This is a genomic window from Ectopseudomonas toyotomiensis (assembly GCF_900115695.1).
GTDB lineage: Bacteria > Pseudomonadota > Gammaproteobacteria > Pseudomonadales > Pseudomonadaceae > Aquipseudomonas > Aquipseudomonas toyotomiensis.
Map to the genome: position 1 here is coordinate 361,522 of NZ_FOXK01000004.1, position 22,923 is coordinate 384,444.

The 22,923-nt window shown below is 63.3% G+C and carries 18 protein-coding genes; 7 read left to right on the plus strand and 11 right to left on the minus strand.

The features are described 5' to 3' along the window. Positions 1-33: 33 nt before the first annotated feature. From BM186_RS10470 to cobA, 5 genes are all read left to right on the plus strand, one after another. A complete protein-coding gene (locus BM186_RS10470; RefSeq protein ID WP_074915168.1) occupies positions 34-1,701 on the plus strand; it encodes a bifunctional protein-serine/threonine kinase/phosphatase in 1,668 nt (555 codons plus the stop codon). 356 nt (positions 1,702-2,057) lie between these two features. Continuing rightward, complete coding sequence (gene nirB / locus BM186_RS10475; RefSeq protein WP_074915264.1) at positions 2,058-4,514, plus strand: nitrite reductase large subunit NirB; 2,457 nt, start codon at positions 2,058-2,060, stop codon at positions 4,512-4,514. Further along, positions 4,511-4,828 carry a nitrite reductase small subunit NirD gene (gene nirD, locus BM186_RS10480; RefSeq protein ID WP_003460074.1) on the plus strand — a complete coding sequence of 106 codons (318 nt, stop codon included), beginning with the start codon at positions 4,511-4,513 and terminating at the stop codon, positions 4,826-4,828. The genes nirB and nirD overlap by 4 nt, the downstream gene beginning before the upstream one ends. 87 nt (positions 4,829-4,915) lie before the next feature. After that, positions 4,916-7,633, plus strand: coding sequence for a nitrate reductase (locus tag BM186_RS10485; RefSeq protein WP_074915170.1), 2,718 nt, complete (start codon positions 4,916-4,918; stop codon positions 7,631-7,633). 146 nt (positions 7,634-7,779) lie between these two features. After that, on the plus strand, positions 7,780-8,523 hold the full coding sequence (gene cobA / locus BM186_RS10490) for a uroporphyrinogen-III C-methyltransferase (RefSeq protein WP_074915266.1): 744 nt from the start codon (positions 7,780-7,782) through the stop codon (positions 8,521-8,523). A gap of 114 nt (positions 8,524-8,637) precedes the next feature. Here the strand turns inward: cobA and BM186_RS10495 are convergent, their stop codons facing one another. The 8 genes from BM186_RS10495 to ppsA form a co-directional block, all read right to left on the minus strand. After that, positions 8,638-9,618, minus strand: a complete 981-nt coding sequence (locus tag BM186_RS10495) for an OmpA family protein (protein ID WP_017676819.1) — start codon at positions 9,616-9,618, stop codon at positions 8,638-8,640. A 108-nt stretch (positions 9,619-9,726) separates the two neighbouring features. Continuing rightward, entirely contained in the window at positions 9,727-10,317 is a 591-nt protein-coding gene (gene sigX, locus BM186_RS10500; RefSeq protein WP_017676818.1) for an RNA polymerase sigma factor SigX, read from the minus strand. An 82-nt stretch (positions 10,318-10,399) separates the two neighbouring features. Then, positions 10,400-11,224, minus strand: coding sequence for a mechanosensitive ion channel family protein (locus tag BM186_RS10505; protein ID WP_017676817.1), 825 nt, complete (start codon positions 11,222-11,224; stop codon positions 10,400-10,402). A gap of 1 nt (position 11,225) precedes the next feature. Beyond that, a complete protein-coding gene (locus tag BM186_RS10510; protein ID WP_017676816.1) occupies positions 11,226-11,471 on the minus strand; it encodes a hypothetical protein in 246 nt (81 codons plus the stop codon). Between the two features lie 55 nt (positions 11,472-11,526). Beyond that, positions 11,527-12,513 carry a zinc transporter ZntB gene (locus BM186_RS10515; RefSeq protein ID WP_017676815.1) on the minus strand — a complete coding sequence of 329 codons (987 nt, stop codon included), beginning with the start codon at positions 12,511-12,513 and terminating at the stop codon, positions 11,527-11,529. A gap of 4 nt (positions 12,514-12,517) precedes the next feature. After that, a complete protein-coding gene (gene rraA, locus BM186_RS10520) occupies positions 12,518-13,006 on the minus strand; it encodes a ribonuclease E activity regulator RraA (RefSeq protein WP_017676814.1) in 489 nt (162 codons plus the stop codon). 213 nt (positions 13,007-13,219) lie between these two features. Beyond that, a complete protein-coding gene (locus tag BM186_RS10525) occupies positions 13,220-14,209 on the minus strand; it encodes an alpha/beta fold hydrolase (protein WP_074915172.1) in 990 nt (329 codons plus the stop codon). 169 nt (positions 14,210-14,378) lie between these two features. Further along, entirely contained in the window at positions 14,379-16,751 is a 2,373-nt protein-coding gene (ppsA, locus tag BM186_RS10530) for a phosphoenolpyruvate synthase (protein ID WP_074915174.1), read from the minus strand. Between ppsA and BM186_RS26860 the strand changes: the two genes are divergently transcribed. Continuing rightward, on the plus strand, positions 16,698-16,895 hold the full coding sequence (locus BM186_RS26860) for a hypothetical protein (RefSeq protein ID WP_230874291.1): 198 nt from the start codon (positions 16,698-16,700) through the stop codon (positions 16,893-16,895). The two genes, ppsA and BM186_RS26860, sit on opposite strands and share 54 nt — an antisense overlap. 36 nt (positions 16,896-16,931) lie before the next feature. After that, positions 16,932-17,750: a posphoenolpyruvate synthetase regulatory kinase/phosphorylase PpsR gene (gene ppsR, locus BM186_RS10540; protein ID WP_017676811.1), complete on the plus strand. Its 819-nt coding sequence runs from the start codon at positions 16,932-16,934 to the stop codon at positions 17,748-17,750. A 65-nt stretch (positions 17,751-17,815) separates the two neighbouring features. Here the strand turns inward: ppsR and prpF are convergent, their stop codons facing one another. The 3 genes from prpF to prpC form a co-directional block, all read right to left on the minus strand. Then, positions 17,816-19,003, minus strand: a complete 1,188-nt coding sequence (prpF, locus tag BM186_RS10545) for a 2-methylaconitate cis-trans isomerase PrpF (RefSeq protein WP_074915176.1) — start codon at positions 19,001-19,003, stop codon at positions 17,816-17,818. A 136-nt stretch (positions 19,004-19,139) separates the two neighbouring features. Then, a complete protein-coding gene (gene acnD / locus BM186_RS10550) occupies positions 19,140-21,749 on the minus strand; it encodes a Fe/S-dependent 2-methylisocitrate dehydratase AcnD (protein WP_162843955.1) in 2,610 nt (869 codons plus the stop codon). Between the two features lie 14 nt (positions 21,750-21,763). Beyond that, complete coding sequence (gene prpC / locus BM186_RS10555; RefSeq protein ID WP_072423898.1) at positions 21,764-22,921, minus strand: bifunctional 2-methylcitrate synthase/citrate synthase; 1,158 nt, start codon at positions 22,919-22,921, stop codon at positions 21,764-21,766. Positions 22,922-22,923 lie beyond the last annotated feature (2 nt).

Consider the following 22,923-nt stretch of genomic DNA (forward strand, 5'->3'; position numbering starts at 1 on the left):
CCCTACGGTCCAAAGATCTACGGAAACCGCATCATGGCCCTGCAACTGAGCATCGGCGAAACCAGCGCCATCGGCCCGCGCAGCGAGAATCAGGACGCCCTGCGTGTGGTCACCCCGGCGCCGGCCCTGGCCGCCAGCAAGGGCTACCTGCTCGGTCTGGCCGATGGCGTCAGCCAGTGCGCCGACGGCGGCCTGGCCGCACGCGCGACCCTGCAGGCGCTGGCACTGGATTACTACTCCACCCCGGAAACCTGGCCGGTGCAGCACAGCCTGGACCGCCTGCTCATTGCGCATAACCGCTGGCTACAGGCCAACGGCGGCGGCCAGCCGCTGCTGACCACCCTCACCGCCCTGGTGCTGCGCGGGCGGCGCTACACCCTGGCGCACATCGGCGACAGCCGCGCCTACCTGTGGCGCGACGGCCAGCTGCTGCGCCTGACCGAGGACCATGTGTGGGAACAGCCGGGCATGCAGCACGTGCTCAAGCGCGCCATGGGCCTGGATCAACACCTGGTGGTGGACTACCGCGACGGCGAGCTGCAGGCCGGTGACCGTTTCCTGCTGGTCAGCGACGGCGTCTGGGCCTGCCTCAACGACAAACGCATCGGCGAGTTGCTGCAACGAGACGATGACGCCGAAGCGATCTGCCAGGCACTGGTCGACGAGGCGCACCACGCCGGTAGCCAGGACAACGCCAGCGCCTTGCTGGTGCACATCGAGCAGCTCCCAGAAGCCGCGCTGGCCGACACCCTGGCCCAGCTCGAACATTGGCCTCTGCCGCCGCGCCTGCGTGAAGGCCAGGAGTTCGAGGGCTGGCAGGTCGAAGGCCTGCTCGGCGAATCGCGCCAGTCGCTGATCTACCGGGTGCGCGATGCTGACAACCTGCCCTGGCTGCTCAAGACCCTGCCGCCCAGCCGCGCCGGCGAGGAGCAGGCCGGCCCGGCGCTGCTGCAGGAGGAATGGTTCCTGCGCCGCGTCGCCGGTCGCCACTTTCCCGAGCTGCATGCTCTGCCGCAGCGCCAGCATCTGTATTACGTGCAGCGCGAATATGCCGGCCAGACCCTGGCCGCGCGCCTACGCCAGCACGGCCCGCTGAGCCTGGCCGACTGGCAGGACCTGGCGCCGCGCCTGATCAAGACCCTCGGCCTGTTGCACAGGCGCAATATCATCCACCGCGACATCAAGCCCGAGAACCTGCTGCTCGGCGACGACGGCGAACTGCGCGTGCTCGACTTCGGCCTGGCCTACTGCCCGGGCCTGACCCGCGACGAGGCCCACAGCCTGCCCGGCACGCCCAGCTATATTGCCCCCGAAGCCTTCGCCGGCAGCCTGCCCAGTGCGCAGCAGGACCTCTACGCCGCGGGCGTGACGCTCTATCACCTGCTTACCGGACACTATCCCCATGGCGAAGTCGAAGCCTTCCAGCACCCGCGCTTCGGTCAGCCGGTGCCGGCCAGCCGCTACCGCCCGGACTTGCCTGCCTGGCTCGATGAGGTGTTGAGCCGCGCGGTAGCCGCCGCCCCAGCGCAGCGCTTCGAGACCGCCGAGGAGTGGCTGCTGGCCCTGGAAAGTGGCGAGCGCCAATCCCTGAACAACCGCCCACGACCGCTGCTGGAGCGCGAGCCGCTACTGGTGTGGCGCAGCGTGGCGCTGGTGTCGCTGCTGCTCAACCTGCTGCTGGCGTTCCTGCTGCTCAAATAGCCCACCCCGCACCAAAGCAGCGCAAAACGCCTCTCAACGGTGCATAAACCCAACCTACAGCGCCAGCCAAGTGACTGAAAAGCCTGAAAAACCGTGACCTGATCGAGTTGGCACAAGGGCTGCATTCACAACTACCACAAACCACATAAAGCGCGACCTTCAACGACGAAGGCTGCACTTCCCGATAGAACGGGACCTGGACAAAGGCGTCCTCGCTAGGTGACTAGCGGGACGCCTTTTTTGTTTTTTATGGCCTGCCATCCCTGGCGGCCACTCTTCGAGCCGTCGCGGAGCGACGTTAAAAATTGCTCCCGACAATTTTTTCGACCGTGATTTTTCTTCAGGAGATGGCCGGCATGCAAAAACTCAAGCTGGTGATGATCGGCAACGGCATGGCGGGTGTACGCACCCTCGAGGAGCTGCTCAAGCTCGCCCCCGATCTCTACGACATCACCGTGTTCGGCGCCGAGCCGCACCCCAACTACAACCGCATCCTGCTCTCCCCGGTACTGGCCGGCGAACAGACCTTCGAGGAGATCGTGCTCAACGATCTCAACTGGTACGCGGAAAACGACATCAAGCTGCTGCTCGGGCGCAAGGTGATCAAGATCGACCGCAAGAAGCGCCTGGTGATTGCCGACGATGGCAGCGAGGCCGAGTACGACCGCCTGCTTATCGCCACCGGCTCCAACCCCTTCATCCTGCCGATTCCGGGCAAGGACCTGCAGGGCGTGATCGGCTATCGCGACATTGCCGACACTCAGATGATGATGGACACCGCCAAGACTCATAAGCACGCGGTGGTCATCGGCGGCGGCCTGCTCGGCCTGGAAGCGGCCAACGGCCTCAAGCTGCGCGGCATGGACGTCACTGTGGTGCATATCGGCGACTGGCTGCTGGAACGCCAGCTCGATAGCACCGCAGGCCGTTTGCTGCAGAAATCCCTGGAAGACCGCGGCCTGAAGTTCCTTCTGCCCAAGCACACCGCCGAGCTGCTGGACAACGGCGAAGGCCGCGTCTGCGCGGTGAAATTCAAGGACGGCGAGGTGATTCCCGCCGACCTGGTGGTGATGGCCGCCGGCATCCGCCCCAACAGCGAACTGGCCGAGAGCGCCGGCATCGCCTGCAACCGCGGCATCCTGGTCAACGACACCATGCAGACCTATGACCCGCGCATCTACGCCATCGGCGAGTGCGCCAGCCACCGCGGCATCGCCTACGGCCTGGTGGCGCCGCTGTTCGAGCAGGCCAAGGTCTGCGCCAACCACCTGGCCCAGCTCGGTTTCTCCCGCTATCAGGGCTCGGTAACCTCGACCAAGCTCAAGGTCACCGGCATCGACCTGTTCTCCGCCGGTGAATTTATGGGCGGCGAGGGAACGGAAACGATAACGCTGTCGGACCCCATTGGCGGCGTGTACAAGAAGCTGGTGATCAAGGACGACGTGCTGGTCGGCGCCTGCCTGTACGGCGACACCGCCGACGGCGGCTGGTACTTCCGCCAGATTCGTGAGAATCACAACGTCAGCGAGATCCGCGACCACCTGATGTTCGGCGAAGGCGCCATCGGCGACGTCGGCCACCAGGGCGCCGACAAGACCGCCAACATGCCCGACAGCATGGAAATCTGCGGCTGCAACGGCGTGTGCAAGGGCACCATCGTCAAGGCCATCCAGGAGAACGGGCTGTTCTCGGTCGACGAGGTCAAGAAACACACCAAGGCTGCCAGTTCCTGCGGCTCCTGCGCCGGCCTGGTCGAGCAGATCCTGATCAGCACGGTCGGCGGCGCGGCGGATGTCAAGCCCAAGAGCGAGAAGGCCATCTGCGGCTGCAGCGACCTCAACCACGGGCAGATTCGCAAGGCCATCCGTGAGCAGCACCTGACGTCCATGGCGCAGACCATGGCCTTTCTCAACTGGAGCACGCCCAACGGCTGCGCCACCTGCCGCCCGGCGCTCAACTATTACCTGATCTCCACCTGGCCGGGCGAGGCCAAGGACGACCCGCAGTCGCGCCTGATCAACGAACGCGCCCACGCCAATATCCAGAAGGACGGCACCTACTCGGTGGTGCCGCGCATGTGGGGCGGCGTTACCAATCCCTCCGAGCTGCGCCGCATCGCCGATGTGGCCGACAAGTACAACGTACCCATGGTCAAGGTCACCGGCGGCCAGCGCATCGACCTGCTCGGCATCAAGAAAGACGACCTGCCGGCGGTGTGGAAGGATCTGGACATGCCTTCCGGCCACGCCTACGGCAAGTCCATCCGTACGGTGAAGACCTGCGTCGGCAGCGAGTTCTGCCGCTTCGGCACGCAGAACTCCACTCAGCTGGGCATCGACCTGGAGCACGACCTGTTCAACATGTGGTCGCCGCACAAGGTCAAGCTGGCTGTCTCCGGCTGCCCGCGCAACTGCTCCGAGGCCGGCATCAAGGACGTCGGCATCATTGGTGTGGACTCCGGTTTCGAGATGTATATCGGCGGCAACGGCGGGATCAAGACCGAGGTGGCCGAGTTCTTCGTCAAGGTCAAGACCGCCGAGGAAGTGCGCGAGTACAACGCCGCCTTCCTCCAGCTGTACCGCGAGGAGGCCTTCTACCTCGAGCGCACCGTGCACTACCTGCAGCGCGTCGGCATGGAGCACATCAAGAAGGCGGTGCTGGAAGACGAGGCCAACCGCAAGGCCCTGGCTGCGCGCCTGCACTACGCCCTGTCGTTCGAACAGGATCCCTGGAAGCAGCGCATCGAAACGCCGCAACTGAAGAAAGAGTTCGACACCATCAAGGTCGTGCAAATCGAGGAGGCCACCGTATGAACTGGCTGGATATCTGCGCCCTGGAAGAGATCAACGTGCTCGGCTCGCGCATCATCGCCGGGCCGAAAGGCGATATCGCCATCTTCCGCACCAGTAACGATGAAGTATTCGCCCTCGACGACCGCTGCCCGCACAAGGGCGGGCCGCTGTCCCAGGGGCTGATCTACGGCAAGCGCGTGGCCTGCCCGCTGCATAACTGGCAGATCGAGCTGGAGTCCGGCGAGGCCGTGGCGCCGGACGTGGGCTGCGCCCATCGGCACCATGCCAAGGTGGAGAGCGGCCGCGTGTTGCTGGCATTCGCGCAACGCAACTAGCCAGCCCTGTGGGAGGCGCTTCAGCGGCGACGGTCGCGGCTGAAGCCCCTCCCACCAGAACTTCCCCGCGCCTCAGGAGCTCCGAACATGGCCAGCCCCACTCAAGTCACCGCCTCCACCTGCTGCTACTGCGGCGTGGGCTGCGGCGTGCTGATCGAGCACGACGGCGAGAAGATTCTCGGCGTCGCCGGCGATCCCAGCCACCCGGCCAACTTCGGCAAACTGTGCAGCAAGGGTTCGACCCTGCACCTGACTGGCGACCTTGATGCCCGCGCCCTGTACCCCGAGCTGCGCCTGGGCAAAGGCCTGGCCCGCACCCGCACGGACTGGGACAGCGCCCTGGACCACGCCGCGGCGGTGTTCGCCGAGACCATCCGCGAGCACGGCCCGGACAGCGTGGCCTTCTATATCTCCGGCCAGTTGCTGACCGAGGATTACTACGCCTTCAACAAGCTCGCCCGCGCCCTGGTCGGCACCCACAATATCGACTCCAACTCACGGCTGTGCATGTCCAGCGCGGTGGTCGGCTACAAGCGCAGCCTCGGCGCCGACGCCCCGCCCTGCAGTTACGAAGACATCGAGCGAAGCGACTGCCTGCTGATCGCCGGCTCCAACATGGCCTACGCCCACCCGGTGCTGTTCCGCCGCCTGGAAGAAGCCAAGGCTCGCCGCCCCGAGATGCAGATCATCGTCATCGATCCGCGGCGCACCGACACCTGCGAGCTGGCCGACCTGCACCTGGCGATCCTGCCCGGCACCGACGTGGCGCTGTTTCACGGCATCCTGCATATCCTGCTGTGGGAAGGCTGGATCGACCGCCGCTATATCGACGCCCATACCGAAGGCTTCGAGGCGCTGAAGAACCTGGTGCACGACTACAGCCCGGCGGCCACCGCCGATATCTGCGGCATCAGCCTGGACAGCCTGCAGCGCTGCGCCGAGCTGATCGGCAAGGCGCCCTCCTTCCTTTCTCTGTGGTGCATGGGGCTCAATCAGTCCTCGTCCGGCAGCGCGAAGAACAGCGCGCTGATCAACCTGCACCTGGCCACCGGACAGATCGGCAGGCCCGGCGCCGGCCCCTTCTCGCTGACCGGCCAGCCCAACGCCATGGGCGGCCGCGAGACCGGCAGCCTGAGCAACCTGCTGCCGGGCCACCGCGAGGCGGGCAACGCCGAACACCGCGCCGAAGTCGCCGCCTACTGGGGCGTCGACGCCCTGCCGGAGACGCCGGGGCTGTCCGCCATCGAGCTGTTCGATGCGGTGCACGACGGCCGCATCAAGGCGCTGTGGATCGCCTGCACCAACCCGGCGCAGTCGCTGCCGAACCAGAACAAGGTGCACGAGGCTCTGGCCACCTGCCCCTTCGTTGTCGTTCAAGAGGCCTTCTTCACCACCGAGACCTGCCGCTACGCCGACCTGCTGCTGCCCGCCGCCAGCTGGGGCGAGAAGGAAGGCACGGTGACCAACTCCGAGCGCCGCGTCAGCCATGTGCGCCGCGCCGTGCCAGCGCCCGCAGAGGCGCGGCCCGATTGGTCGATCACCTGCGACTTCGCCCGTCGCCTGGAAACTCTGCTCCGCCCCGGCCTGCCCAGCCTGTTCGATTTCGCCGACAGCGAAGCGCTGTTCGAGGAATACAAGCACCTGACCGCCCAGCGCGACCTCGACCTCTCGGGGCTGAGCTACGCGCTGATTGATGACCAAGGTCCCCAGCAATGGCCGTTCCCGGCCGGCGCACGCCACGGCACCGCGCGGCTCTATGCCAATGGCCGCTTCCCCACGGCCAGCGGGCGCGCGCAGTTTCATGCCGACCCCTACCGTGCGCCGAAGGAAAAGCGCGAGGCGCGTTACTCGCTTACCCTCAATACCGGTCGCCTGCGCGATCAGTGGCACGGCATGAGCCGCACCGGCACCGCCGCGCGCCTGTTCGGCCATGTCGAGGCCGCCGTGCTCGGCCTGCACCCGGACGAGCTGCGTCGTCGTCGCCTGCAGGACGGCGATCTGATCAAGCTGCGCAGCCGTCGCGGCAGCCTGATCCTGCCGGTACAAACCGACGAATCGGTGCGCCCCGGTCAGGCCTGGCTGCCGATGCACTGGGGCGATCGCTTCCTCAAGGGTTTGGGCACCAACGTGCTGACCCAGCCGGCTTTCGATCCGTTATCCAAACAACCGGAGCTCAAGCATGCTGGTGTCGAGGTGGACAAGGTCGAGCTGCCCTGGCAGCTGTTCGCCCTGGTCGAGGGAGAGGTGCAGAGCCGCTTCGAGGCCCTGCGCCCGCTGTTCGAGGAGTTCGCCTACGCCAGCCTCACCCCCACCGGCCGCGAGCGCCCCGCTCTGCTGATTCGCGCCGCCAGCGCCGTGGCGCCGCAGCCAGAGCTGCTGGCGCAGATCGACCGCCTGCTGCGCCTGAATGAAGGTCCGGTGCTGGCCTACGACGACCCGCGCCGTGCGGTGGGCAAGCGCGTGCGCATCGAGGATGGCCGCATCGTCAGCATCCGCCTGGCCGGCGAAACCGCCGCCAGCGAATGGCTCAGGAGCCTGTGGCTGGACGGCCAGGCCGACGCCGATCTGCGTCGCTGGCTGCTCGCCCCGGTCTCCGCGCCGCCAGGCAATGCAGCCGCCAACACGCGCGGCAAGACCCTGTGCAACTGCCTGAACGTCAGCGAAGGCGCGGTGTGCGCCGGCATCGCACGCGGCCTGGACCTGGACGGCCTCAGGCAGGAGCTCAAGTGCGGCACCAGTTGTGGCTCCTGCGTACCCGAAATCAAACGTCTGCTGGCGCAACAGCCCACTGCAGTGAACGCATGAGTTGATCGTACCCACGCTCTGCGTGGGTACGCAGGCCGAGACGCTCCGCGTCTCATGGGACGCAGAGCGTCCCCCGAATCCTTTCCACGCCGGAGCGTGGGAACCAGCGGCAAACGCCGGCACGTGACACGAGAGAGGTGGTGAACATGAGTGCAAAAGTCTGGCTGGTAGGCGCGGGCCCCGGTGATCCCGAGCTGCTGACCCTCAAGGCGGTCAAGGCGCTGAACCAGGCCGAGATCGTGATGATCGACGATCTGGTCAACCCGGCCGTGCTCGAGCACTGCCCCGGCGCGCGTATCGTCTCGGTGGGCAAGCGCGGCGGATGCCGCTCCACCCCGCAGGCCTTTATCCATCGCCTGATGCTGCGCTATGCGCGCCAGGGCAAGTGCGTGGTGCGCCTCAAGGGCGGCGATCCGTGCATCTTCGGCCGCGGCAGCGAGGAAGCAGACTGGCTCGGCGAGCACGGCATCGAAGTGGAGCTGGTCAACGGCATCACCGCCGGGCTGGCCGGCGCCACCAACTGCGGTATCCCCCTGACCCTGCGCGGTGTGGCCCGTGGCGTGACCCTGGTCACCGCCCACACCCAGGACGACAGCAGCCTGAACTGGGCGGCACTGGCGCAGAGCGGCACCACCTTGGTGGTCTATATGGGTGTCGCCAAACTGGCGGATATTCGCGACGGCCTGCTCGCCGGCGGCATGAGCGCCGAGATGCCGGTGGCCATGATCGAGAACGCCTCGTTGCCCGCACAGCGTGAGTGCCGCAGCCAGTTGGGCGCGATGCAAGACGATGCCGCAGCATTCGCCCTGAAGAGCCCGGCCATTCTGGTGATCGGCGAAGTCGCCCGCGCCAGCACACAGATCAGCATGCCCCAGCTCCTGCATGCCTGACCGCTTCGCGCTCCTGTGAAGACGTTGTTTGCCCGTCGCCCCCTCGGCGGGCTTTTTTATTCCAGAAAAGAAAAACCCGGCCGAGGCCGGGTTTTTCTTGGAGCGCCAGAAGCATTACTGCTGGATCTGGGCTTCCACTTCAGCTTCAACGCGACGGTTGATAGCGCGACCGGAGTCGGTGGCGTTGTCAGCAACCGGACGGGTTTCACCGTAACCGGCAGTGTTCACGCGGCTACCGTCAACACCGTACTGGTTGACCAGAACGTCACGAACGGCGTTTGCACGACGCTCGGACAGCTTCTGGTTGTAAGCGTCGCTACCAACGGAGTCGGTGTGACCTTCAACAGTGGTGGTGGTCTGCGGGTACTGGTTCATGAAGTCAGCCAGGTTCTTGATATCGCCATAGCTTTCTTCTTTGACGCGGTCTTTGTCGAAGTCGAACTTGACGTCCAGCTCAACGCGAACAGCTTCCATCACCGGCTCAGGAGCGGGCTCAGGCATCGGCTCGGGCGCAGCAGCCACGACCGGAGCCGGAGCAGGCTTGCTGCCGCCACCGAAGTTCAGACCAACACCCACGCCAGCTTGCCACTCGGTGTCGCCCTGGTCGATGTTGTACAGAGCGTCAACGCCAGCACGGGCGTAGAACATTTCGGTGAAGTAGTACTTGGCACCAGCGCCAGCGATAGCCAGGGTGGAGTGGTTACGACCACCGCTGTTGGCGTCGCCGATGCTCTGATGGCCGAAACCGGCAGAGACGTACGGACGCAGACCAACACCCGGCTGACCGAAGTGGTAGATGGCCTTCAGGTCGGTCAGGTTACCCTTGATATTCTTGCTGCCTTGCGAACCTTCGCCACGCAGGTCGTGGTATTCGCCATAGGACAGCGCCAGTTCGACGTCGTCAGTCAGGTAGTAGCCAATGCTGCCACCGAACAGGTTGCCTTCGTTGTGCGCGTAATCACGCTGAACGTCGGTGAAGTAGCGATTGACGAAGCCCTCCACCTCGACAGCGCCTTGGCCTTGCGCCAGCGCGCCGAAGGAGGTTGCGGCAACGAGAGAGCCAATGACTACGCCCAAGGTGTTTTTTACTTTCATCCGTTAAATCCCCATCTTGGTGGTTAATAAGTCGCCGTTAACTTCAGTCGGCAACTTGGCGGCGATTATATCAGGGTTCGCCACTCCCTTAGTGGTCGGGAAGCTGAACTAAGTTTCGGAAGTGTCCGAAAATTTATCCCGCAACCGATCCAATGCTCGCTTGTAGCGCATCTTCGTTGCGCTCAAGCCCATGTGCATGATGTCGGCAATCTCTTGAAACTCGAGCTCTGCGACAAAACGTAGCACCAGAATCTCGCGATCGATCGGGTTGACGTGAACCAACCAGCGATCCAGACCGCCTCGCTCCTCGACTTTGGGTGTCTTGTCGTCGGAAGCCTCTTCGAGCGGGTCCAAACTTAAGGCGTCAACCAATCGACGCTTTCGCCGCTCTTTTCGATACTGAGTAATGCATTCGTTGTAGGTGATGCTGTAGAGCCAAGTTTTGAACTTGGATTTACCCTCAAAGTTCTTAAGGCCATAGAGAACTTTGAGCATCACCTCCTGACAGACATCATCAGCATCCCTTTCGTTCCCCAAATAACGCGCGCAAACGTTAAATAATGTTCGCTGGTAGCGCCTCATCAGCTCTTCATAAGCACGAGTTATATGAAACAGCTCGTCGTGGGCGCGCGCCACCAGCTCTTCATCAGTGAGCTCGCGGGGGTCGTAGCGCGTGGGCAAGGGCTGGGCTTTGTTCAAAACGAGTCGGGCCGACAGTCAGGACGAAAAGTGCCCGGCAGGTCACGCCTGCCGGGCAGCGGCATAAAATAACAGATTGGCGTCAGCGACTGTTCACGCGTTGTTCGAGCATCACTCGATTTGCCACCGATACCAGCTCACCGGTATCGGTCAACAGGGTGGTTTTCACTGTGCCGATCTCTTCGATCTGCCCTTCGACCTCACCAACCTGCACTTGTTGCCCGACCTGATACAGCTCGCGCACATAAATGCCAGCGAGAATCTGGCTGGCGATATCGCGACTACCCAGGCCCAATGCCAGCGCGACCGCCAGGCCAACGGAAATCAGCACGATGGCGATCACGTTGTTGAGCAGGTCGGTCTTGATCTCCAGCTGACCGATGGCCACGGAGATGCTGATGATGATGACCAGACCTTGCGCGACCCGCCCCAGCCCGTTGGCATACTCCAGACCGACGCCTTCGGCAGCGCCGCGCACCAGGCTGCTGACCAGTTGCGCCAGCAGCACACCGGCAAGCAGCACCAGGGCGGCGCCGAAGACTTTGGGCAGGTACAGCGCCAGCACGTCGAGGGTCGCGGAAACCCGTTGCAGACCAAGCGATTCAGCGGCCGAAACCAGGAAGATCAGCAGCACGAACCAATAGACGATCTTGCCGATCAGGGTCGATACCGGCGCGTGAATGCCGACGCGCGCCAGCAGCTTGGTCAGACCGGTACCTGTCATCAGGCGATCCAGTCCGACCTTGCCGAGCAGCTTGGACAGCAGCGTGTCGAGCAACTTGGCCACGACGAAGCCAAGCAGTACCAACACCAGCGCAACGAACAGGTTGGGAATGAATCCGGCAACCTTGGTCCACAATGCGGTCATCGCGGAGATCAGGCTTTGGGTCCAGGGATCGAGTTCCATTTCAGTCAGCCTTATCAGCAGAAGCAGAGGATTGGGTACGGCGCGAAACCGGCGCGACATGCGCCGAACCGTTGTTCAGGGCGATCATCAGGGCCTGCGCCCAGTGGCCTACCAGGCTGAACAGGTCACCAGCGCCGACCTGGCGGTTGGCGGTCTTGAGAACCCGGTGCAGGCAAGCATCGTCGTCATGGCTGGACGACGAGGACTTGAGCAAATCGCGTAGAGACTCTTCGAATGGATCGTGCATGCGCACCTCACGGGATGTCACGGCTAGACGCAGTAGCCGGCGGATGAGTCACACATCACAGCCAACGCCAACGTCGAAAAAGCAGCAGTTGACCCAGCGCCAGAAGGACCATAAGGCCGCAGGCGATGAAGAAACCAATCGGACTTTCAGAACCCGGAATCCCGCCGACATTGATGCCCAGCAGCCCCGTGAGAAAGGTCAGCGGCAGGAACATCCCGGTGATCACGGTGAAGCGATACATGATGCGATTCATGCGCTCACCGAGACGCCGGCTTTCCGCCTCCAGTACCAGGCCGACGCGCTCGCGAATCAGCTCCAGCTCTTCCAGATAGCGGGTCAGGCGATTGTTAAGCTCGTTCCAGTAGTCACCGTCGTCCTCGACGAACCAGGGCTGTCGATTACGCACCAGCTGCGCGTAGAGATCGCGCTGCGGCGCGAGAAACCGACGCAAGCTGGCCGCACGCCGACGCACCTGCAACACCAGGCCGTGATCGGGACGATACCGCTCATCACCATCGAGGCCATCCTCCTCGACGTCGAGCTGCTCGCTCAACTCGGCGATCAGATCATCGACGCGACTGGTGAGGTGACGGGCGAGCTCCAGGAGTAGCTCTGACGACGTCTTCGGCCCCTTGCCCGCCAACAGATCGGCAATCAGTGCATCGGTCGCGAGCAATGGACGCTGACGCAGGGAGATAACCCGCCGGGCATCGGCGAAGATACGTACCGAAACCATGTCTTCCGGTTCTGCGCCGGGATTACGGTTGACCCCGCGCAAGAACAACAGCAGCTCATCGTCGGGCAGGGGCAATAGACGCGGCCGGGTATTTTCCTCGAGCAGCAGGTTGCAGCTGAATTCATCCAGCCCGCTGTGCTCACGTAACCAGCGCTGTGACTGCTCCTGGCCGCGATCCCAGTGCAGCCACAGGCTTTCCTGCTCGCCTAGCTGCAGGCCATCCAGTTCATGACGAGTGATGCTGCGTGCACCGCCCCGACCATCGAGCACGAAGGCATGCAGCAACGCCGAATCCTGATCCTGCATCGGCTTATTCCGGCATGCTCAGGGCTTGCGGGGAAACGATGATGCCGTTGTTGTCGGCGTACAGATAATCGCCCGGCTTGAAGGTCACGCCGCCAAAGCTGACGGGCACATTCAGGTCGCCAATGCCGCGCTTGTCGGTCTTCATCGGATGACTGGCCAGCGCCTGCACGCCCAGATCGGTCTGCGCGATGACGTCGACGTCACGGATGCAGCCATATACGACGATGCCTTCCCAGCCGTTCTTCGCGGCCTTCTCGGCCAGCATGTCACCGAGCAGCGCACGTCGCAGGGAACCGCCGCCATCCACGACCAGGACCTTGCCCTGACCAGGCAGATCGACCTGCTCCTTCACCAGCGAGTTGTCCTCATGGCACTTGATGGTGACGATCTGACCGCCGAAAGAATCGCGGCCGCCGTAGTTGGCGAACATGGGCTCGACGACCTGAACCAGTTCCGGATAGGCATCGCACAGATCAGGGGTGATGTAGTGCATGACAGAACTCCTTTCGACAATGGATGAGAAGGCAGCCACCTTCATGGACCTGCTTGAAGCGGGACAATTCAGCATCGCGCTATCGCTGCGAACTCGCCCGACATGAACGACAAACAAGCACTTGAACCTGAAATGACCACCCACACATGATGCGTCACATCTTACCGCTAAGCCCGTGCCGAAGAAACGGCCGGGACGATCTCAAGCAGCAGCTCAAGATCCTATAGCAGAGGCCTGCTCGGCAAAGCCGGCGGGCAGTTGCAGATGCTGCAACCAGTATTCGGTCAAGGGCCACACCTCGCGCTGCGCCTCCTTGCTGACCAGCATTTCGATATGCCCGAAGTCACTGGAGAAACCGTTCTCCTTGCCCAGCAGCAAGAACTGCGACGGCGCCGCACTGCACTGTTCCAGCAGCTTGCGACAGGCCCAGGCTGGATCCTGCTGATCGGCCGCAGCTCCTACCGCCAGAATCGGCACGCGCACCTGAGTCAGGCCCGCCCACCAATCCTGATCAGCATCACCGAAACGCCCGAACAGCCTGAGCCAGCGCAGGGTTTCCAGTGCCAGGCCGGTCGGCTCGTCTTCAGGGCCGCGCTTCAGCCGACGCCCGGACAGGTAGGGAAAGGCACGCAACAGCAGGCGACCGCCCCACTCCACAGGCGGCAGCTTGAGTGGCCAGTAGATACGGCTGACCTGGCTGCCGAACAATGCCGCCGAACGCGCACGCGACTCGCCGAGATAACCGCCCCCTAGCGCCGCCGCCAGAATCACTCCACCGAGGGAGTGGCCGACCCAGTGCGCGGCTTGCCCGGTCTGCTCGATGATGAAATCAGCAATGGCTGGCAGGTCATAGCGCACGTACTGCGCCACGTGGTTGTCTCGATAGTTTTCGTTGCGCGGCGACAGGCCGTGGCCGCGCATTTCGGCGATCCACACATCGAATCCCGCGCGCGCCAGGTAAGGCCCCAGGCCAATGCCCTTGGGCGAATACCAGAAGCGCCGATTGGAAAAGCTGCCGTGCAGCAATACCACAGGCATGCCACGCTCGCCTTCTGCCCCTGCGCGGCCGAGCCGGGTCAAGGCCAGCTCGACGCTGGAGTCCGGGCTGTTATTGGGCTTGAGAAGATAGACGTCTTCACTGAGATCGCCACGCAGTTCGGCACTCATCAGGGAAACGGGAAAAAGCTCACTACTGCTTTGCATGGATCAGATGACCGCACTGGCGAGACGCCATAAAAGAATAACGACACGCATAAAAAACCGCCGGGAGCGATATTGCATATCGCTGGCGACGGCTTGGGATGACAGGCAAAACGCGATGGACACCAAAAAGGGCGGGATCAACCCGCCCTTTCTGGATCGATCACAGACCTCAGGCGGGCTGAGCCTCAGCCAGGAAGAACCAGGTGTCGAGTACCGAGTCCGGGTTCAGCGACACGCTCTCGATACCCTGCTCCATCAGCCACTTGGCCAGATCTGGATGGTCCGACGGGCCCTGGCCGCAGATGCCGATGTACTTGCCAGCCTTGTTGCAGGCGGCGATGGCATTGGCCAGCAGCTTCTTCACCGCCGGGTTACGCTCATCGAACAGATGGGCGACGATACCGGAGTCACGGTCCAGGCCCAGAGTCAGCTGGGTCAGGTCGTTGGAGCCGATGGAGAAACCGTCGAAGAACTCGAGGAACTCTTCGGCCAGAATGGCGTTGGACGGCAGTTCGCACATCATGATGACTTTCAGGCCATCCTGACCACGGGCCAGGCCATTGCTGGCCAGCAGCTCGACCACTTGCGAGGCCTCACCCAGGGTACGCACGAACGGCACCATGATCTCGACGTTGGTCAGCCCCATCTCGTTGCGCACTTTCTTCAACGCGCGGCATTCCAGCTCGAAGCAGTCACGGAAGGATTCGCTGATGTAGCGCGAAGCGCCACGGAAGCCCAGCATCGGGTTCTCTTCTTCCGGCTCGTACAGCTTGCCGCCGATCAGGTTGGCGTATTCGTTGGACTTGAAGTCCGACAGGCGCACGATGACTTTCTTCGGCCAGAAGGCGGCGGCCAGGGTGCTGATACCCTCGACCAGCTTCTCGACGTAGAAGTCGACCGGGTCACCGTAACCGGCGATGCGTTTCTCGACGCTGTCCTTGATCTCCGGCGGCAGGCTGGAGAAGTTCAGCAGCGCCTTCGGGTGCACGCCGATCATGCGGTTGATGATGAATTCCAGGCGAGCCAGGCCAACCCCTTCGTTCGGCAGTTGAGCGAAATCGAAAGCGCGATCCGGGTTGCCGACGTTCATCATGATCTTGAACGGCAGATCCGGCATGGCGTCGACCGAGTTCTTGCGAATGTCGAAGCCCAGTTCACCTTCGAAGATGAAACCGGTATCGCCTTCGGCGCAGGATACGGTCACACCCTGACCGTCCTTGAGCACGCTGGTGGCGTTGCCGCAACCGACCACGGCCGGAATGCCCAGCTCACGGGCGATGATCGCTGCGTGGCAGGTACGGCCGCCGCGGTTGGTGACGATGGCGCTGGCGCGCTTCATCACCGGCTCCCAGTCCGGGTCGGTCATGTCGGAGACCAGCACGTCGCCCGGCTGCACCTTGTCCATCTCGGATACGTCGTGGATCACGCGTACCTTGCCGGCGCCGATGCGCTGGCCGATGGCACGGCCTTCGACCAGCACAGTGCCCTTCTCTTTCAGCAGGTAGCGCTCCATCACGGTGGCGCTGGCGCGGCTCTTCACGGTTTCCGGACGGGCCTGCACGATGTACAGCTTGCCGTCATCACCGTCCTTGGCCCACTCGATGTCCATCGGGCGGCCGTAATGTTTCTCGATGATCAGCGCCTGCTTGGCCAGCTCGCTGACCTCGGCGTCGGTGATGCAGAAACGCGCGCGCTCGGCACGGTCGACTTCGACGGTCTTCACCGAGCGACCAGCCTTGGCTTCGTCGCCGTAGATCATCTTGATCGCCTTGCTGCCCAGGTTGCGACGCAGGATCGCCGGGCGCCCCGCTTCCAGGGTTGGCTTGTGCACGTAGAACTCGTCGGGGTTCACCGCACCTTGCACGACGGTCTCACCCAGGCCATAGGCGCCGGTGATGAACACCACGTCACGGAAGCCGGACTCGGTGTCCAGGGTGAACATCACACCGGCCGTGCCGGTTTCCGAACGCACCATGCGCTGCACACCGGCAGACAGAGCGACCAGCTTGTGGTCGAAGCCCTGGTGCACGCGATAAGCGATAGCACGGTCGTTGAACAGGGAAGCGAAGACTTCCTTGGCAGCGCGGATCACGTTGTCCACACCGCGGATATTGAGGAAGGTTTCCTGCTGGCCCGCGAAGGAGGCGTCCGGCAGGTCTTCGGCGGTGGCGGAGGAACGCACGGCCACGGCCATGTTGTCGTTGCCGGCGCTCATGATGGCGAAGGCTTCGCGGATCTGCTTGTCCAGCTCGGCCGGGAACTCGGCGTCCATCACCCACTGGCGAATCTGCGCGCCGGTCTTGGCCAGGGCGTTGACGTCATCGACATCGAGTGCGTCAAGCGCTGCGTGGATCTGCGCATTCAGGCCGCTTTGCTCGAGAAAATCGCGGTAGGCCTGAGCCGTAGTGGCGAAACCGCCGGGAACCGAGACACCGGCGCCGGCCAGGTTACTGATCATCTCGCCGAGGGATGCGTTCTTGCCCCCCACATGCTCAACATCGTGATTGCCGAGCTTATCGAGGGAAACTACGTACTCTACCAAGGTGATCTCTCCACTAACTGTATTGGAAAAGCTCAGTGGGCTGCGCAATGTCGAACGACCGAGGTCGCGCGATTGTGGCCTTGCCCTTGTATAAGTAACAATGCCGAACCCGGTGGGCCCGGCGTAAAACGCGGCCTATCATAGCCAAGAATCGAACTCAGCTTAAGGCCTTTGGCGCAAATGAAACGAACCGCTTTCTTCATCTCCGACGGCACCGGCATCACGGCCGAAACCTTGGGCCAGAGCCTGCTCGCACAGTTCGAGAACATTCAGTTCACCAAACTGACGCGCCCTTATATCGACAGCATCGAAAAAGCGCGCGCCATGGTACAACAAATCGATGCCGCCGCTGAAAGGGACGGCGCCCGCCCGATCATCTTCGACACCATCGTCAACCGCGATATTCGTGCGATCCTCGATACCGCCAATGGTTTCATGATCGATATTTTCTCGACCTTCCTTTCCCCCCTGGAGCAGGAGCTGAGCTCGCACTCCTCCTACTCGGTCGGCAAGTCACACTCCATCGGCCAGCACTCCAACTACATGGAGCGCATCGAGGCGGTAAACTTCGCCCTCGACAACGATGATGGCGCGCGCACCCACTATTACGACAAGGCCGATCTGATCCTGGTCGGCGTGTCGCGCTGCGGCAAGACGCCTACCTGTCTGTACATGGCCATGCAGTACGGCATCCGCGCCGCCAACTACCCGCTGACCGAAGACGACATGGAGCGCCTGCAGCTCCCAGACTCACTGAAAAAGTACCGTGACAAGCTGTTCGGCCTGACCATCGACCCGGATCGCCTCACCGCCATCCGCCACGAGCGCAAGCCCAACAGCCGCTACGCCAGCTTCGCCCAGTGCGAGTTCGAAGTGCGTGAGGTGGAAGGCCTGTTCCGCCGCGAAAACATTGCCTTCATCAACTCCACGCATTTCTCGGTCGAGGAAATTTCGGCCAAGATTCTGGTGGAAAAAGGTGTTGAAAGACGCCTTAAATAATCACTGCAAGCACATGTTTATAAAGGGAAAAGGCTCGAAACTTCGAGCCTTTTCTCATTCAGGGCCTAGAAGCTTTCAGCGGGTACGCGCACCCAGCCTTCCATCAGGATGCGCGCACTGCGGCTCATCACCGCCTTGGTCACCGTCCACTGACCATCGACCCGCTTGGCCTGCGCGCCGACACGCAGGGTGCCGGACGGATGGCCGAAACGCACCGCCTCGCGCTCGCCGCCACCGGCGGCCAGGTTGACCAGCGTGCCCGGAATCGCTGCCGCCGTACCGATGGCCACCGCGCAGGTGCCCATCATCGCGTGGTGCAGCTTGCCCATGGACAGCGCCCGCGCCAACAGATCGACCTCGCCGGCCTTGACCTCCTTGCCGCTGGAGGTGCGGTAGTCCTTGGGCGGACTGACGAAGGCGATCTTCGGGGTGTGCTGACGTGTCGCAGCCTCCTCGGCCGTTTTGATCAGCCCCATGCGCAGCGCACCGGCAATGCGAATCTGCTCGAAGCGCGCCAGTTGCGCCGAGTCGCCATTGATGGCCTCGCGCAGCTCGGTGCCCTGGTAGCCGATATCCTCGGCATTGACGAAGATGGTCGGGATGCCGGCGGTGATCATGGTCGCCTTGAAGGTACCGATGCCCGGCACTTCGAGGTCATCGACCAGGTTGCCGGTGGGAAACATCGAACCGCCCTCCTCGCCATCATCAGATGGGTCGAGGAATTCCAGCACGATCTCCGCTGCCGGGAAGGTCACCCCGTCCAGCTCGAAGTCGCCGGTTTCCTGCACCTGGCCATTACTGACCGGCACATGGGCGATGATGGTTTTGTGGATATTGGCCTGCCAGATACGCACCACGCAGGTGCCGTTGTCGGGAATCCGCGCGGGATCGACCAGGCCGGCATGGATGGCGAAGGCGCCCGCCGCGGTCGAGAGGTTGCCGCAGTTACCGCTCCAGTCGACGAAAGCCTTGTCGATGGACACCTGGCCATAGAGGTAATCGACGTCATGGTCGGGCTGAGTGCTTTTCGACAGGATCACGCACTTGGAGGTGCTCGAGGTGGCGCCGCCCATGCCGTCGATCTGCGCCGAATAAGGATCAGGACTACCGATCACACGCATGAACAGCTTGTCGCGCGCCTCGCCAGGCACCTGGCAACGCTCGGGCAGATCCTGCAGACGGAAGAACACGCCCTTACTGGTGCCGCCACGCATGTAGGTGGCGGGGATTTTCACTTGCGGTAAATGGGACATACACGCAGCCCTGAAAAAGTAGCCCGGATGCAATCCGGGAATGACGGCGCAGTTCTCCCCGGATTCATCCGGGCTACACGCACCTATAGGAGTTGTGCCGACCCATTAACGGGCCGGCATGTCACGTCAGGTCAGGTCAAGCCACCGCGCCCTCGAGGAAGTCCTTGGCGAAGCGCTGCAGCACGCCGCCAGCCTGGTACACGCTGACATCGGCAGCAGTGTCCAGACGGCAGGTCACCGGTACGCGCAGCACCTCGCCATTGCGGCGATTGACCACCAGGGTCAGGTCGCAGCGCGGCGAAATCTCGCCTTCCACGTCATAGGTCTCGGTACCGTCCAGGGCCAGGGTCAGGCGTGTGGTGCCCGGCTTGAACTCCACCGGCAGCACGCCCATACCCACCAGGTTGGTGCGGTGAATACGCTCGAAGCCTTCGGCGACGATCACCTCGACACCCGCCAGACGCACGCCTTTGGCCGCCCAGTCACGGGACGAACCCTGGCCGTAGTCGGCACCGGCGACGATGATCAGGTTCTGCTTGCGGTTCATGTAGGTTTCGATGGCCTCCCACATGCGCATCACCTTACCCTCCGGCTCGACGCGGGCCAGCGAACCCTTCTTCACCTGTCCGTCGATCACGGCCATCTCGTTGACCAGTTGCGGGTTGGCGAAGGTGGCGCGTTGCGCGGTCAGGTGGTCGCCGCGGTGGGTGGCGTAGGAGTTGAAGTCCTCCTCCGGCAGGCCCATTTTCGCCAGGTACTCACCGGCGGCCGAGTCCGCCAGGATGGCGTTGGACGGCGACAGGTGGTCGGTGGTGATGTTGTCCGGCAGGATCGCCAGCGGGCGCATGCCCTTGAGCGTACGCTCACCGGCCAATGCACCCTCCCAGTAAGGCGGGCGGCGGATATAGGTGGACATCGGGCGCCAGTCGTACAACGGGCTCTCTGCCTCCTGCACGCTACCCAGGTCAAACATCGGGATGTAGATCTGCTTGAACTGTTCGGGCTTCACCGAGGCAGCGACGATGGCGTCGATCTCCTCGTCGCTGGGCCACAGGTCCTTGAGAGTGATCGGGTTGCCCTGGGCATCGCTGCCCAGTGGATCCTGCTCGATGTCGAAACGCACGGTGCCGGCGATCGCATAGGCCACCACCAGTGGCGGCGAGGCAAGGAAGGCCTGCTTGGCATAGGGGTGGATGCGCCCGTCGAAGTTGCGGTTACCCGAGAGCACGGCGGTGGCGTACAGGTCGCGGTCGATGATTTCCTTCTGGATCTTTGGTTCCAGCGCGCCGGACATGCCATTGCAGGTGGTGCAGGCGTAGGCGACGATGCCGAAGCCGAGCTTTTCCAGCTCCAGTAGTAGGCCGGCCTCCTCCAGGTACAGCTTGGCGACTTTCGAACCCGGTGCGAACGAAGTCTTGACCCAGGGTTTGCGCACCAGGCCCAGGGCGTTGGCCTTCTTCGCCACGAGACCGGCAGCGATGACGTTGCGCGGGTTGGAGGTATTGGTGCAACTGGTGATAGCGGCGATGATCACCGCGCCATCGGGCATCAGCCCCTGGGCCTCCTCGCCCTTGCCGGCTTGCAGCTTGGCCTCGTCGGCGATGCCGCGCTCGGCCAGCGCCGAAGTGGGCAGGCGACGATGCGGGTTGCTTGGGCCGGCCATATTGCGCACCACGCTGCCCAGATCGAAGCGCAACACGCGCTCGTACTCGGCGGTTTTCAGCGCGTCGCTCCACAGGCCAAGGGTCTTGGCGTAGTTCTCAACCAATGCCACCTGCTCCGGCTCGCGCCCGGTGAGCTTGAGGTAATCGATGGTCTGGCGGTCGATATAGAACATCGAGGCGGTGGCGCCGTATTCCGGGCACATGTTGGAGATGGTGGCGCGGTCGCCGATGGTCAGGCTGTCGGCACCCTCGCCGAAGAACTCGACCCAGGCACCGACCACGCGCTCCTTGCGCAGGAACTCGGTGATGGCCAGGACGATGTCGGTGGCGGTGATGCCAGGCTGGCGCTTGCCGGTCAGCTCGACGCCGACGATGTCGGGCAGGCGCATCATCGATGGATGGCCGAGCATCACTGTCTCGGCTTCCAGGCCGCCGACGCCGATGGCGATCACGCCAAGCGCATCGACATGCGGGGTGTGCGAGTCGGTGCCGACGCAGGTGTCGGGGAAGGCGATGCCACCGCGCGCCTGGATCACCGGGCTCATCTTCTCCAGGTTGATCTGGTGCATGATGCCGTTGCCGGCCGGGATCACGTCGACGTTCTTGAACGCGGTCTTGGTCCAGTCGATAAAGTGGAAGCGATCCTCGTTGCGCCGATCCTCGATGGCGCGGTTCTTCTCGAAGGCGTCCGGGTCGAAGCCCGGTGCCTCGACGGCCAGGGAGTGATCGACGATCAGCTGGGTCGGCACCACCGGGTTGACCTTGGACGGGTCACCACCCTGCTCGGCGATGGCATCGCGCAGGCCGGCCAGGTCGACCAGTGCGGTCTGGCCAAGAATGTCGTGGCAGACCACGCGCGCCGGGTACCAAGGAAAGTCCAGGTCGCGCTTGCGATGGACCAGTTGCTCCAGCGAGGCAGTCAGATCCTGCGGATCGCAGCGGCGCACCAGCTGCTCGGCGAGCACGCGCGAGGTGTAGGGCAGCTTGCTCCAGGCGCCATTCTGGATCGCCTCGACCGCCTCACGGGCATCGAAGTAATCCAGCGCGGTGCCGGGCAGGCGCTTGCGGTATTGGCTATTCACGGTGTCATTCATGGTTATTTACGGTCCTTGAGCGGCACGAACTTCAGGTCTTCGGGGCCTGTGTAGTTGGCGCTCGGGCGGATGATCTTGCCGTCGATGCGTTGCTCGATGACGTGCGCGGACCAGCCGGCGGTACGGGCGATAACGAACAGTGGAGTGAACATGGCGGTGGGCACCCCCATCATGTGGTAGCTCACGGCGCTGAACCAGTCGAGGTTGGGGAACATCTTCTTGATCTCCCACATCACGCTTTCCAGACGCTCGGCGATGTCATACATCTTGGTATTGCCCTGCTCCTCGGACAGCTCGCGGGCCACTTCCTTGATCACCTTGTTGCGTGGGTCGCTGACGGTATAGACCGGGTGACCGAAACCGATCACCACTTCCTTGCGCCCTACCCGCTCACGGATGTCGGCCTCGGCTTCATCAGGGTTGTCGTAGCGTTTCTGCACCTCGAAGGCCACTTCGTTGGCGCCGCCGTGTTTCGGCCCGCGCAGCGCGCCAATGGCGCCGGCGATGCAGGAGAACAGGTCGGAACCGGTACCGGCGATCACCCGCGAGGTGAAGGTCGAGGCGTTGAACTCGTGCTCGGCATACAGGTTGAGCGAGGTGTGCATGGCGCGCACCCAGGATTCGCGCGGCTTCTCACCATGCAGCAGGTGCAGAAAGTGGCCACCAATGGAGTCGTCGTCGGTGTCCACCTCAATGCGCTTGCCGTTGTGGCTGTAGTGGTACCAGTACAGCAGCGCCGACCCCAGCGAGGCCATCAGCTTGTCGGCGATATCGCGGGCGCCAGGGTGGTTGTGATCGTCCTTCTCCGGTGCCAGACAGCCGAGCACGGACACGGCGGTGCGCATCACGTCCATCGGATGCGCCGATGGCGGCAGGGTTTCCAGGGCGGCCTTGACCCCGGCCGGCAGGCCGCGCAGGGCCTTGAGCTTGGCCTTGTAGCCGGCCAGTTCGGCGACGTTGGGCAATTTGCCGTGCACCAGCAAGTGAGCAATCTCCTCAAACTCGCAGCGGTTGGCGAAATCGAGCACGTCATAGCCACGGTAATGCAGGTCGTTACCTGTGCGGCCAACGGTGCACAGCGCGGTGTTGCCGGCGGCGGTGCCGCTCAGGGCAACGGATTTCTTCGGTTTGAAGCCAGGGGTGGTTTCGGTGGCACTCATGG

Coding starts and splice junctions, on each gene's coding strand:
- BM186_RS10470 (WP_074915168.1), top strand. CDS start 34: ATGGCCCTGCAACTGAGCATCGGCGAAACCAGCGCCATCGGCCCGCGC.
- nirB (WP_074915264.1), top strand. CDS start 2,058: ATGCAAAAACTCAAGCTGGTGATGATCGGCAACGGCATGGCGGGTGTA.
- nirD (WP_003460074.1), top strand. CDS start 4,511: ATGAACTGGCTGGATATCTGCGCCCTGGAAGAGATCAACGTGCTCGGC.
- BM186_RS10485 (WP_074915170.1), top strand. CDS start 4,916: ATGGCCAGCCCCACTCAAGTCACCGCCTCCACCTGCTGCTACTGCGGC.
- cobA (WP_074915266.1), top strand. CDS start 7,780: ATGAGTGCAAAAGTCTGGCTGGTAGGCGCGGGCCCCGGTGATCCCGAG.
- BM186_RS10495 (WP_017676819.1), bottom strand. CDS start 9,618: ATGAAAGTAAAAAACACCTTGGGCGTAGTCATTGGCTCTCTCGTTGCC.
- BM186_RS10505 (WP_017676817.1), bottom strand. CDS start 11,224: ATGGAACTCGATCCCTGGACCCAAAGCCTGATCTCCGCGATGACCGCA.
- BM186_RS10510 (WP_017676816.1), bottom strand. CDS start 11,471: ATGCACGATCCATTCGAAGAGTCTCTACGCGATTTGCTCAAGTCCTCG.
- BM186_RS10515 (WP_017676815.1), bottom strand. CDS start 12,513: ATGCAGGATCAGGATTCGGCGTTGCTGCATGCCTTCGTGCTCGATGGT.
- rraA (WP_017676814.1), bottom strand. CDS start 13,006: ATGCACTACATCACCCCTGATCTGTGCGATGCCTATCCGGAACTGGTT.
- BM186_RS10525 (WP_074915172.1), bottom strand. CDS start 14,209: ATGCAAAGCAGTAGTGAGCTTTTTCCCGTTTCCCTGATGAGTGCCGAA.
- BM186_RS26860 (WP_230874291.1), top strand. CDS start 16,698: ATGCTCAACATCGTGATTGCCGAGCTTATCGAGGGAAACTACGTACTC.
- ppsR (WP_017676811.1), top strand. CDS start 16,932: ATGAAACGAACCGCTTTCTTCATCTCCGACGGCACCGGCATCACGGCC.
- prpF (WP_074915176.1), bottom strand. CDS start 19,003: ATGTCCCATTTACCGCAAGTGAAAATCCCCGCCACCTACATGCGTGGC.
- prpC (WP_072423898.1), bottom strand. CDS start 22,921: ATGAGTGCCACCGAAACCACCCCTGGCTTCAAACCGAAGAAATCCGTT.